The organism is Streptomyces abyssomicinicus (assembly GCF_008974245.1).
GTDB lineage: Bacteria > Actinomycetota > Actinomycetes > Streptomycetales > Streptomycetaceae > Streptomyces > Streptomyces abyssomicinicus.
In genome coordinates this window covers 51,231-63,614 of record NZ_BBZI01000008.1, presented here as the reverse complement: position 1 = coordinate 63,614, position 12,384 = coordinate 51,231, and the positions used below count along the sequence as shown (strand labels likewise).

8 protein-coding genes are annotated in these 12,384 nt (G+C 74.0%); 5 read left to right on the top strand and 3 right to left on the bottom strand.

What is annotated here, in order from left to right:
* Positions 1 to 91: 91 nt before the first annotated feature.
* A complete protein-coding gene (locus GBN72_RS17290) occupies positions 92 to 967 on the bottom strand; it encodes a DUF4184 family protein (protein ID WP_151772748.1) in 876 nt (291 codons plus the stop codon).
* Between the two features lie 453 nt (positions 968 to 1,420).
* Here GBN72_RS17290 and GBN72_RS17285 point away from each other — a divergent pair, with 453 nt between their 5' ends.
* On the top strand, positions 1,421 to 3,109 hold the full coding sequence (locus GBN72_RS17285; protein WP_151772747.1) for a lytic transglycosylase domain-containing protein: 1,689 nt from the start codon (positions 1,421 to 1,423) through the stop codon (positions 3,107 to 3,109).
* A gap of 72 nt (positions 3,110 to 3,181) precedes the next feature.
* On the opposite strand, the gene hrpB is transcribed toward GBN72_RS17285, so the two are convergent.
* Positions 3,182 to 5,782 (bottom strand): ATP-dependent helicase HrpB, encoded by a 2,601-nt coding sequence (hrpB, locus tag GBN72_RS17280; RefSeq protein WP_151773283.1) that lies wholly within the window; start codon positions 5,780 to 5,782, stop codon positions 3,182 to 3,184.
* A 40-nt stretch (positions 5,783 to 5,822) separates the two neighbouring features.
* On the bottom strand, positions 5,823 to 6,674 hold the full coding sequence (locus GBN72_RS17275) for a class I SAM-dependent methyltransferase (RefSeq protein WP_246212611.1): 852 nt from the start codon (positions 6,672 to 6,674) through the stop codon (positions 5,823 to 5,825).
* Positions 6,675 to 7,117: 443 nt separating this feature from the next.
* On the opposite strand from GBN72_RS17275, the gene rpsA reads away from it, so the two are divergent.
* From rpsA to coaE, 4 genes are all read left to right on the top strand, one after another.
* Complete coding sequence (gene rpsA, locus GBN72_RS17270; protein WP_151772746.1) at positions 7,118 to 8,608, top strand: 30S ribosomal protein S1; 1,491 nt, start codon at positions 7,118 to 7,120, stop codon at positions 8,606 to 8,608.
* 377 nt (positions 8,609 to 8,985) lie between these two features.
* Entirely contained in the window at positions 8,986 to 10,602 is a 1,617-nt protein-coding gene (locus tag GBN72_RS17260; protein ID WP_151772745.1) for a flavin monoamine oxidase family protein, read from the top strand.
* A gap of 115 nt (positions 10,603 to 10,717) precedes the next feature.
* A complete protein-coding gene (locus tag GBN72_RS17255) occupies positions 10,718 to 11,659 on the top strand; it encodes a PAC2 family protein (RefSeq protein WP_151772744.1) in 942 nt (313 codons plus the stop codon).
* Positions 11,660 to 11,766: 107 nt separating this feature from the next.
* Positions 11,767 to 12,372 (top strand): dephospho-CoA kinase, encoded by a 606-nt coding sequence (coaE, locus tag GBN72_RS17250; RefSeq protein ID WP_151772743.1) that lies wholly within the window; start codon positions 11,767 to 11,769, stop codon positions 12,370 to 12,372.
* The last annotated feature ends 12 nt before the right edge of the window (positions 12,373 to 12,384 follow it).

Genomic DNA, 12,384 nt, shown 5'->3' with positions numbered 1-12,384 from the left:
CTGGCGGTGGGCCCCACGCAGGCGGCCGCCCGCCGCACCTGGGCACTGGTGCTCCGGCTGACCCGCCCGGGCGCCTCCCGGCGGATCGCGGTCACCGTGATGCCGCTGCCCGGTTTCCCGCCCCTTCCCGCGTCCCCGGCTCACCGGCCGCCGCACGCGGATCCCGGGACGGACGCCGCCACACCCTGACCGCGACACCGTGGAGCAGCAGGCCGACGGCGAGGCCCGCGCCGGCTCCGAAGCAGAGCGTCGGGACGATCTCCCAGGGCCGGGCGACATGCCCCCAGTAGGCCCACCAGCGCATCACCCGCACCGTCGCCGCGATCCCCGCGCAGAGCGCCAGCAGCGCCCAGGCAGCCCAGCGGTCACGAGGTGACAGCGCCGGCAGCCCGAGCCCCGCGCGGTCGGGGGCCTGCCGCAGCGCACGGGCCAGGAACCACACGATGACCACCGCGGCGACCGCCGACCCCCCGTACTGGAGGTACCAGTACAGCGGCGAGCCCGCGATCTCCTCACCCAGCACCGGGAGGATCCGCATCCCCCACCGGTCCAGGTGGGTGAAGGCGTCCCACACCACATGGGTGAGCGCCCCCAGCACCGCCGAGAGGTACCAGGCGGCGACCAGGCCGGGCCGGACCCGGGCCCTGGGCGTCCCGCAACGGGTCAGCGCCGCGGCCCGCCCGCGGATCCGCAGCGGCAGCAACGCGACCAGCGGCTCCCGCAGCAGCAGCCAGGCGCCCACCAGCAGCCAGGCGATGGCCACGTCCACCGTCAGCACGCCGGCGAACGAATGGGTGACGTCGCCGAAGGCCATGGCGTCGGGCAGCGCGCTCGCCGCGTAGTACGTCATGTCGGGGGCGAACGACCCGGCGAACAGCACCGACGGCACCAGCAGGGCGGCCCGTCCGGTGCCGTCGGCGCGGACCGCGGGCAGGACGGCGACGGCGTGGCTGAGGGTGAACGGCAAGGACGGCTCCTGGTCCCGGAGGGAACGGCCCGCGCCGGAGGTACGGCGACGGCGCGGCGTTCGGTGCGAGGGCGGTGCGACGGTACGGCGGCAAGGCGGTGCGGGCGGCAGTACGGCGCAGCGCAGCGCAGCGCAGCGCGGTGCGGCGCAGCGCGGTGCCGCGGCGGAGCACGGCGCCCGGGCGCGCACGACGGCGCGGCCAGGACCACGCCCGCGGTGGGAAGGGACGCCGATGACCGCCTCGCCGGTTCCCCGCCGGTTCCCCGCCGGGGACCGCGTCCGAATTCCGCACGCGGGTCCGCGCCGAAGTCGCCGCCAATCGCCCGATATCGGACAGCAACAGGTGTGCGTGCGACGCAAGTTGTCGTAGGGTCACCTGATTGCGGTATCGAATCTCTGTCCGCCAGGCGGACCGAGGGACCAGAAGTCGGTCGTCCAGGGAGGGAACGCTCGATGGCGGCGCATATCGGCAGGCATCTGCGCAGGGGAGCGGCGACCACGGCGGTGGCCGCGATCGCAGTCGCGGCGCTGACCGCTTCGCAGGCGCCGGGAGTGGCCGAGAGGCCCAGATCGGAGACCGGCGATTCCCAGCCGATTCCCGACCTCGCCGAGAGCCCGGGTGACGACTCGTACTACACGGACCTCCCGCCGCTGAACTCGCCGGCCGGCGGCAGCGGCAGTGACGGCAGCGGCGAATCCGGCATACCGGCGACCGTCCTCGACGCCTACAAGAAGGCCGAGGCGACCCTGAACCAGGCCAAGCCCGGCTGCAACCTGCCGTGGCAACTCCTCGCCGCCATCGGGCAGGTGGAGTCCGGTCAGGCCCGCGGCGGCCGCGTCGACGCCTCCGGCAACACCACCTCGCCCATCGTCGGCCCGGCCCTCAACGGCGAGGGGTTCGCGCACATCCGCGACACCGACAACGGCGCCTTCGACGGCGACGCGACCTACGACCGCGCCGTGGGTCCGATGCAGTTCATCCCGTCGACCTGGGAGTGGGCGGGCAAGGACGGCAACGGGGACGGGGCCAGGGACCCCAACAACGTCTACGACGCCGCGCTGGCCGCCGGGCACTACCTGTGCCGCTACAACTGGAACCTCGCCGAAAGCGCGGACCTCGAGCGGGCGATCCTCAGCTACAACAACTCCCGCGACTACCTCAACACGGTGCTGCGGTGGATGGAGACCTTCCGCAACGGCGTCCAGGAGATCCCCGACGGCACCGGCACCCTGCCGGTCCACCGCAACGACGGCCACCTCGTCACGCCCACCTCGCCCTCGGCGCCGCCCTCCACGGGTCCGGGCGCGGGCAGCGGCAACGGCAGTGGCAGCGGTGGCGGCGGGTCCGACACGCCCGGTGGTGGCGGCACGACGCCGCCGCCCGCCACCGACCCTCCGGCGGGCCAGACGCCCACCGACTCGGTGCAGAGCCTGGAGCGCACGGCGGGCGGCTCGCTCAGCGCGACGGCCGGGACGTCCTTCGCCGAGGAGATCGCGGTCCGCGCGGAGACCTCCGGCGGGGCCGGCGTCGCCAAGGTGCGGATCCGGTTCACCGTCGTCGGCGGCACCGGCACGGCCTTCGAGGGCGGCGAGACCGTCGCCACCGTGCAGACCGACGGCAGCGGTGTCGCCACGGCGCCCGCGCTGGTGGCCGGGGAGAAGACCGGCGCCTTCGTGGTCCGCGCCACCGTCGTCGGCCGTGATGTCACGGCGGCCGAGTGGGACGGTGTCGTCACCGTCCGCACCGCGGACAAGCTGACCCTCGCCGAGGGCGAGCCCCTGGTGTGCCCCGTCGGCGGGGAGTTCGCCGGGAAGATCACCGTCGAGGCCACCCGCGACGGCGCGCCCGCGGCGAAGGTCGGCGCCACCGTCACGCTGATCAGGTCGGCCGAGGACACCGCCCAGAACGACAAGGGGCCGTACTTCGAGGACCCCGAGAACCCCGACGGCGCGCCGCTGCGCACCATCGGGCTCACCGCCGACGCCGACGGCGTGCTGACCCTGCCCACCCTGTTCGCGGGCGACACGGCCGGCACCTACCTGCTGCTCGTGGACACGCCGGGAGCGGGCACTCTCACCGTGGAGCTGACGGTGGAGGCCACCGGAGCCGGCATCATCGGCGAGGTCGTCGGCGCGCTCTGACCGCGCCTGCCCGCCGCACCGGGGCCGGGCCTCCCGCGGGGGACCCGGCCCCGGTCGCGTGCGACCGCCCCGTCAGCGGCCCTCCCGCCGCAGCCGGGCGTTGGTGTGCCGGGTGGGCACGGCCGTCGCCGGATCCTCGGGCCACGGATGCCGCGGATACCGCCCCCGCAGCTCCGCCCGCACGCCCCGGTAGCCGTCCCGCCAGAACGAGGCCAGGTCGGCGGTGACCGCGACGGGCCGTCCGGCCGGTGACAGCATGTGCACCAGCACCGGCACGCCCGCCACCGAGGGCGACCCGGCGGACCCGAACATCTCCTGGAGCTTCACCGCCAGCACCGGCCGCTCGGGGTCGGCGTAGTCGACCCTGATCCGCGAGCCGGACGGCACCTCCAGACGCTCCGGCGCCAGCTCCTCGAGCCGCGCCGCCTCGCCGGACGCCCACGGCAGCAGCCGCGTCAGCCCCTGCCCGGCGTCGATCCGGCCCAGGTCCGCCCGGCGCCGGGCCCGCCCCAGCTCCGGCTCCAGCCACTCCTCCGCCCGCACCAGCAACGCCTCGTCGGACACGTCCGGCCAGGGATCGCCCAGCCGCGCGCGCAGGAACGCCAGCCGCTGCCGGAGGGTTCCGGCCTCCCGCGACCAGCGCAGGAGCCCCAGCCCTTCCCGGCGCAGACCGTCCAGCAGCGCGGCGCGGATCCGGCCGGGGGCCGCGTCCCGCAGCGGCCGGACCGCCAGCTCCACCGCGCCGAGGCGCTCCACCCGGCGGGCCACCACGTCGCCGTCCGCCCAGCGGACCTCCTCGCCCTCGGCGTGCAGCGGCGCCGCCGCGCGGCGGGCGGCCTCCTCGTCGACCACCGCGGCCAGCCGGATGCGGGCGTGCCCCTGCCCCACCGGCCGGTCGGCCACCGCCACCGCCAGCCACGCGCCGGCCCGCAGCGGTGAGCCCTCGGGCACCTCCGCACGGGTGCCGCCCACCATCAGGCAGGAACCGCCCTCCACCCGGCCCACCCGCTCCGGGAAGGCCAGCGCCGCCACCGCGCCGGCCACCTGGTCGTCGGTGCGCGGCCGGGCGGACCCCGCCCCGGCCCCGTCCCCGGCCCCGGTCCCGGCTCCCACCCCGGCCCCGTCCCCGGCTCCCGCCCCCGCCTCCCGCCCGGCGGCGTCGCCGGCCAGGGAACGCAGCCGGCGTGCCTCCGCGCGCCAGCGGGCCGAGTAGCCGTCGCCGCCGCGGCGCGCGCTCCGCCAGGCGGCGGCGAGGTCGTCACCGTAGGAACGCGGCACCTCCTCGCTCAGCAGCGCGACCACCTCCGCGGCCGCCTCGGCGCCGGCCAGCGGCGCCGCGTCCAGCAGCGCCCGGCCCAGCCGCGGGTGCAGGCCCAGGCGGGCCAGGCGGACACCGCGCCCGGTGGCCCGGCCGTCCGCGCCGACCGCGCCCACGGCGGCCAGCACCGAGCGGGCGGCGGCCATCGCACCGGCGGGCGGAGGGTCGAGCAGGGCGAGACCGGAGGCGTCCGGGTCGCCCCAGCAGGCGGCCTGGAGGGCGAAGGCGGTCAGATCGGCGACCTCGATCTCCGGTGCCGGGAACGCGGGCAGCCGGAGGTCCTCCGCCTCGCTCCAGCAGCGGTAGACGGCGCCCGGCGCCTCCCGCCCGGCCCGGCCCGCCCGCTGGCGGCCGGCGGCCCGGGAGGCGCGCACGGTGGTCAGCGCACCCAGCCCCCGGGCATGGTCGACGCGCGGTTCGCGGGCCAGCCCGGAGTCCACCACCACCCGGACGCCGGGGACGGTGAGCGAGGACTCGGCCACCGAGGTGGCCAGCACGACCCGGCGGCGTCCGCCGGGGGAGAGCACCGCGTCCTGCACGGCGGCGGGGGCGCGGCCGTGCACCTGGAGCACGTCCACCCCGCTCGCCGCGAGGCCGTCGAGGGCCCCGGCGACCCGGGCGATCTCGCCGACCCCGGGCAGGAAGCAGAGGACGTCGCCGTCCCTCTCCGCCAGGGCGCGGCGGACCACCGAGGCCACGTGGGACAGCAGTGCCGGATCGACGCGCGTGCCGTGCGGCGGACGCACCGGGCGCGGCGGGGGAGCCCACACGGTCTCGACCGGATGGGCCGTCCCTCGCGCCTCGACCACGGGGGCGCCGCCCAGGAGCCTCGCCCAGCCCTCGGCGTCGGTGGTGGCGGAGGCGGCGACCAGCCGCAGGTCGGGGCGGAGGGTCGCGCGCACGTCCAGCAGGAACGCGGCGGCGGTGTCGGCGTCCAGATGACGCTCGTGGCACTCGTCGAGGACGACCGTGTCCACGCCCGCGAGTTCCGGGTCCCGCTGGAGGCGCTGCAGCAGGACACCGGTCGTCACGACCTCGACGCGGGTGCGGGAGGAGACCGCGCGGTCGCCGCGGACCCGGTACCCGACCGTCCCGCCGACGGCCTCGCCGAGCAGCCAGGCCATGCGGCGGGCGGCGGCCCGGGCGGCGATGCGGCGCGGTTCGGCGACGACCACCTTGCCCCGGTCCCGGCCACCCGCGGGGCCGGTCAGTCCGGCGAGGGCGAGTGGAACGAGGGTGGTCTTGCCGGTGCCGGGCGGCGCGCACAGGACGGCCGCGCCCCGGGCGTCCAGCGCCTCGTCCAGCTGTGGCAGGACGGAACGGACGGGCAGTTCCAGGGCGGCGGCTTCACGCATCACCCGCCCAGTCTCCCAGGGGCGCCGCGGGGGCCCGGGATCAGTCCCGGTCGCAGACGAAGACCGCCGTGCCCGGGATCAGCCCGCCGCGCAGCGGCGACCAGCCGCCCCACTCGGCGTCGTTCCACACCGGCCACTCCGGTTCGACGAGGTCGGTCAGCCGGAACCCGGCGCCGACCACGTCGCGCACCCGGTCGCCGAGCGTCCGGTGGTGCTCCACGTAAACGGCACGCCCCCGCTCGTCCTGCTCGACGTAGGGGGTGCGGTCGAAGTAGGAGGAGGCCACGCTCAGGCCCTCGGGTCCGGGCTCGTCGGGGAAGGCCCACCGGACCGGATGGGTCACCGAGAAGACGAACCGGCCCCCGGGCCGCAGCACCCGGCGCACCTCGCGCAGCACCTGGCCGGGGTCGGCGACGAAGGGGATCGCCCCGTACGCGGAGCAGGCCAGGTCGAAGGAGCCGTCGGCGAAGGGCAGGACCGCGGCGTCGGCCTCCACCAGCGGGAACGCGGAGCCGATCCGCAGCGCGTGCTGGAGCTGGCGGTGGGAGAGGTCCAGGGCGACCGGCCTGGCCCCCTGGGCGGCGAGCCAGCGGGAGCACTGCGCGGCGCCGGCGCCGATCTCCAGGACGTCCCGCCCCTCCAGGGCCCCGGCGGGCCCGAGCAGGCGGGCGTCCTCCTCGTCCAGCCCCTCGGGGCCCCAGACGAAGCGGTCGTCGCCGAGGAAGGCCCCGTGCTCGCTCTGGTACTCGTCGGCGTTGCGGTCCCACCATCCCCGGCTGGCCCGGGAGCTCTCCGCCGCCGAGGCCTCACGGCGGGTGGCCTCGGCCTCGTCCGCCCCGTGGGCACCGGCCGACGCGGCCGTCGTGCGGGCGCCCGCGGGATCGGCCGCCACGGCCGGATCCGTGGCCGCCCGGACACCGCTGGACCCTCTGGACTCTTGGATGACCGGCTCCTCACCGCTAATCTTCGAACCGTTCGCGCGACCCCGCACAGCGTGCGGAAGTCCGTCACGGACGCCTGCTCGCGGGTGCCGCGCGAATCGCGGCGGCTACCTCGCACGACGAAATTTCTGCCGGGATTGTGGCATTTCGACCATGGTGCGCGCTTCGCGCATTGACCCTGCCCGGCTGCCCCCGTATGCTACAAGTTGCGCTGCGGGCCTGCGCACCTCAGACGTAGCAGGTCGCGCTCGCATCTGTTGTAGTCCCCTCGGTTCTCGAGGTGCCGCTTGGAAAAGTGGCGCTTCCTTGGCTGTCCGGCTTCTGCAGAGCGAAACAGGCTCCCGGCGTAAGCAGTACCTACGACTTCAATGTCCGTACCGGAGCCCTTTCCCACATGACGAGCAGCACCGAGACCACCGCCACCACGCCGCAGGTAGCGGTCAACGACATCGGTAACGAGGAAGCCTTCCTCGCCGCGATCGACGAGACGATCAAGTACTTCAACGACGGCGACATCGTCGACGGCGTCATCGTGAAGGTCGACCGGGACGAGGTCCTGCTCGACATCGGTTACAAGACCGAAGGTGTCATCCCGAGCCGCGAACTCTCGATCAAGCACGACGTCGACCCGAACGAGGTCGTCAAGGTCGGCGACGAGATCGAGGCCCTGGTCCTTCAGAAGGAGGACAAGGAAGGCCGCCTGATCCTCTCGAAGAAGCGCGCCCAGTACGAGCGCGCCTGGGGCACCATCGAGAAGATCAAGGAAGAGGACGGGATCGTCACCGGTACCGTCATCGAGGTCGTCAAGGGTGGTCTCATCCTCGACATCGGTCTCCGTGGCTTCCTCCCGGCCTCCCTGGTCGAGATGCGCCGTGTCCGCGACCTCCAGCCCTACGTGGGCAAGGAGCTCGAGGCCAAGATCATCGAGCTGGACAAGAACCGCAACAACGTGGTCCTGTCCCGCCGTGCCTGGCTCGAGCAGACCCAGTCCGAGGTCCGCCAGACCTTCCTCACGACCCTGCAGAAGGGTCAGGTCCGCTCCGGCGTGGTCTCCTCGATCGTCAACTTCGGTGCCTTCGTGGACCTGGGTGGCGTCGACGGTCTGGTCCACGTCTCCGAGCTGTCCTGGAAGCACATCGACCACCCGTCCGAGGTTGTCGAGGTCGGCCAGGAGGTCACCGTCGAGGTTCTCGACGTGGACATGGACCGCGAGCGTGTCTCCCTGTCGCTGAAGGCGACGCAGGAGGACCCGTGGCAGCAGTTCGCCCGGACCCACCAGATCGGTCAGGTCGTCCCGGGTAAGGTCACCAAGCTGGTTCCGTTCGGTGCGTTCGTCCGCGTGGACGAGGGCATCGAGGGTCTGGTCCACATCTCCGAGCTGGCCGAGCGCCACGTGGAGATCCCGGAGCAGGTCGTCCAGGTCAACGACGAGATCTTCGTCAAGGTCATCGACATCGACCTCGAGCGTCGTCGCATCAGCCTCTCGCTGAAGCAGGCCAACGAGGCCTTCGGCGCCGACCCGTCGGCGGTCGAGTTCGACCCGACCCTGTACGGCATGGCCGCGTCCTACGACGACCAGGGCAACTACATCTACCCCGAGGGCTTCGACCCCGAGACCAACGACTGGCTCGAGGGCTACGAGAAGCAGCGCGAGGAGTGGGAGCGCCAGTACGCCGAGGCGCAGACCCGCTTCGAGCAGCACCAGGCCCAGGTCATCAAGTCCCGCGAGGCCGACGAGCAGGCCGCTGCCGAGGGTGGCGACGCCGCTCCGGCCGCGACCGGTGGCGGTTCGTACTCCTCCGAGGGCGGCGACACCTCCGGTGCGCTGGCTTCGGACGAGGCGCTGGCCGCGCTGCGCGAGAAGCTGGCCGGCGGCCAGAGCTGAACGCGTTCCGCGTGAGCGGTTCCGCCTGAGCGGTGCCGTGCGAGCGGTTCCGTGTGGACCGACGCGAGCCTGACGGAAGGCCCCGTCCGCTCCCGAGAGGGAGCGGGCGGGGCCTTTCCCGTCCCCCGGGCCTTTCCCGTCCCCCGGGCCTTTCCCGTCCCCCGGGCCTTTCCCGTCCCCCGGGCCTTTCCCGTCCCCGCCCCCGCGTGTTCCTGCCCCCAAGTGCTCCCGTTCCGGGGTCTCCCGCCATGGGCTGATTGACATGTACTTGTAACGCGGAGAAACGTGCACGCTACAACTGAAGCCCTTGGCGCGTAACACGCCGCTGTGAGGATCGCTTTCGGTCAAGCAAGATCACTACCGAAAGGGGCTCCGCCATGGCACACGTTCAGCCGGCCTCCGGTACCAGCCGCCGCAGCTTCCTCCGGGCCGTGGGCGTCACCGGCGGCGCGGGGGCGATGTTCGCCACCATGGGCGCGCTCGGCCTCGCCCCCACCGCCGCCTACGCGGCGGAGAAGGAGGCGCCCTTCCGCGCCCCCCGCAGAGGCGACTTCACCCTCCAGGGCCGCACCGGACGGCCCGCCAGGGTCGTGGTCATCGGCGGCGGCATCGCGGGCCTCACCTCGGCCTACGAACTCGGCAAGGCCGGATACGACTGCGTCGTCCTGGAGGCCCGGGACCGGGTCGGCGGACGCAACCTCACCATCCGCGGCGGCGACAGCGTCACCGACGTCCACGGCGTCACCCAGACCGCGCGCTTCAGCAAGGGGCAGTACATGAACGCCGGCCCCGGCCGGCTGGCCCAGTGGATGAACACCCTCGACTACTGCCGCGAACTCGGCGTCGAGGTCGAGGTCTTCACCAACAGCAACGCCAGCGCCCTGATCTACAACGAGCGCAACGGCATGACGTCCCCGGTCCGCTACCGCACCGCCAAGGCCGACGTCTACGGCTACGTGTCCGAACTGCTCGCCAAGGCGACCAGCACGGGGGCGCTGGACGCGGACCTGACCGCTGACGACAAGGAACGCCTGCTGAGCTTCCTGCGCGGCCACGGCGCCCTCGGCGGCGACTACAGGTACACCGGCACCGAGCACCGCGGCATGAGCGTCGATCCCGGCGCCGCCGGGCAGCCCGGCGAGGTCCTCGGCGACGTGCCCGCCCTCACCGACGTGCTCGCCTCCAACGTGGGCCGTTACTTCTCGTTCGAGTTCGCCTACGACCAGGCGATGCTGATGTTCCAGCCGGTCGGCGGCATGGACGCGATACCCAGGGCCTTCGCCCGAGCCGTCGGCCACGAGCGGATCCGCACCGGCGCCGCCGTGACCGGCGTCCACAACACCCCGTCCGGCGTGGAGGTCACCTACACCCGCGGCGGCCGCACCGAGGTGGTCAAGGCGGACTACTGCATCGCGACCCTCGCCCCGTGGATCCTCGCGAGGACCCCGCACAATCTGGGCTCCTCCGTCCAGACCGCGCTCCAGGCGGTGCGGGCCTCGTCGGCCGGCAAGATCGGTCTCGAGTACCGCAGCCGGTGGTGGGAGAAGGACTTCAAGATCTTCGGTGGCATCACCGAGACCGACCTCGACCTCAGCCACATCTGGTACCCCTCCTACGGACACCTGGGGGAGCGAGGCCTGGTCATCGGCTACTACAACACGGGCTCCAACGCCGACGCCTACTCGGCGCTCACCCCCGCCCAGCGCCTGGAACGGGCCGTCGCCCAAGGGGTGAAGATCCACGGCGAGAAGTACCGCACCGAGCTGGCCACCTCGTTCTCCCACCAGTGGAAGCTGATCCCGCACATCGAGGGCGCCTGGCACTCGATGTCCGGCGGCCCCGACGCCCCGGCCTTCGCCCCGCTCAACCAGGTGCAGGGCAACGTCTACTTCGCGGGCGACCACCTGAGCCACCTCGACGCCTGGCAGCACGGCGCCATCTCCTCGGCGCGCAAGGTCGTCACCGAGCTCCACCAGCGAGTCCTGGCCTCCTGACCGGGGCGGCGGCCACGGCCGCCCGCCTCCTGCCGGCCCTCCACTCCGGGGGCGCGGGAATGTCCGCGCCTCCGGACACGTTCTGTGATCGAGGAAAGACAGGAGGACCCCCACAGTGCTTGATCCGCAGGGTTTGTACGCATGGGAGCCGAAGGGCCTGGCCGTCGCCGAGATGGCGCTCGCCCAGGAGTCGGCCGGTCTGGTCATGCTCTACCACTTCGACGGATACATCGACGCGGGCGACACCGGCGACCTGATCGTCGACCGCCTGCTCGACACACTGCCCCACCAGGTCGTCGCCCGGTTCGACCACGACCGGCTCGTGGACTACCGGGCGCGCCGCCCCCTGCTGACCTTCGACCGGGACCACTGGTCCGGCTACGAGGAGCCCACCCTGGAGCTCCGCATCCTCCAGGACGCCACGGGGGCGCCCTTCCTGCTGCTGTCCGGTCCCGAGCCGGACGTCGAGTGGGAGCGGTTCGCCGCCGCCGTCCGGGAGATCGCGGAGCGCCTGCGGGTCCGCCTCAGCGTCAACTTCCACGGCATCCCGATGGGGGTCCCGCACACCCGCCCGGTGGGCGTCACCCCGCACGGCAACCGCGCCGACCTGGTGCCGGCACCGCGCAGCCCGATCCAGGAGGCCCAGGTCCCGGGCAGCGCCGAGGCCCTCGTCGAGTACCGGCTGACCCAGGCCGGGCACGACACCCTCGGGGTCGCCGCGCACGTCCCGCACTACGTCGCCCGTTCCCGCTACCCGGACGCGGCGCTCACCGTCCTGGAGGCGGTCACCTCCGCCACCGGCCTGGTGCTGCCCGCCGTCGCGCACGCGCTGCGCACCGAGGCCCAGCGCACCCAGACCGAGATCGAGCGCCAGGTCCGCGAGGGAGACGAGGAACTGGTCGCCCTGGTCCAGGGCCTGGAGCACCAGTACGACGCGGCGGCCGGGGCGGAGACCCGCGGCAACCTGCTCGCCGACCCGGCGGACCTGCCGTCCGCGGAGGAACTCGGGCGCGAGTTCGAGCGCTTCCTGGCCGAACGGGAGGGCGGCGAGGGCTGAGGGCCGGCGTCCGCCGCCCCGGGCGTCCGCCCGCGCCGCCCGGGGGCCGGTACGCGCCGGCCGGGGTCCCGGTCCGGGCGGCCGGAGCGGCGCACTAGGCTGCGGCCATGCTGACTGTGGGGCTGACCGGCGGAATCGGTGCCGGCAAGAGCGAGGTGTCCCGGCTGCTCGTGGCGCACGGGGCGGTGCTGATCGACGCGGACCGGATCGCCCGGGAGGTCGTCGAACCGGGCACGCCGGGACTTACCGCCGTGGTGGAGGCCTTCGGCGGCGGGGTGCTGGCCGCCGACGGCAGCCTGGACCGGCCGAAGCTCGGCGCGATCGTCTTCGCCGACCCCGGGAAGCGGGACGTCCTCAACGCGATCGTCCACCCGCTGGTGGGCGAGCGGTCCCGTGCCCTGGAAGCGGCCGCCCCGGCCGACGCCGTCGTCGTCCACGACGTGCCGCTGCTGGCCGAGAACGGCCTGGCGCCGCTGTACGACCTGGTCGTGGTGGTCGACGTGGACCCCGCCACCCAGCTCGACCGGCTGACCCGGCTGCGCGGGATGAGCGAGGAGGACGCCCAGGCCCGGATGTCCGCCCAGGCCACCCGGGAGCAGCGGCTGAGGATCGCGGACATCGTCGTCGACAACGACGTGCCGCTGCCCGAGCTGGAGCGGAGGGTCGCCGAGGTCTGGCAGGAGCTGACGCGGCGGGCCCGGCCGGCGCGATAGCGGCCCGGGCGG

Excerpts from the sequence above, each read along its gene's own strand:
- GBN72_RS17285 (WP_151772747.1), top strand. The coding sequence starts at position 1,421 with ATGGCGGCGCATATCGGCAGGCATCTGCGCAGGGGAGCGGCGACCACG.
- hrpB (WP_151773283.1), bottom strand. The coding sequence starts at position 5,782 with ATGCGTGAAGCCGCCGCCCTGGAACTGCCCGTCCGTTCCGTCCTGCCA.
- rpsA (WP_151772746.1), top strand. The coding sequence starts at position 7,118 with ATGACGAGCAGCACCGAGACCACCGCCACCACGCCGCAGGTAGCGGTC.
- GBN72_RS17260 (WP_151772745.1), top strand. The coding sequence starts at position 8,986 with ATGGCACACGTTCAGCCGGCCTCCGGTACCAGCCGCCGCAGCTTCCTC.
- coaE (WP_151772743.1), top strand. The coding sequence starts at position 11,767 with ATGCTGACTGTGGGGCTGACCGGCGGAATCGGTGCCGGCAAGAGCGAG.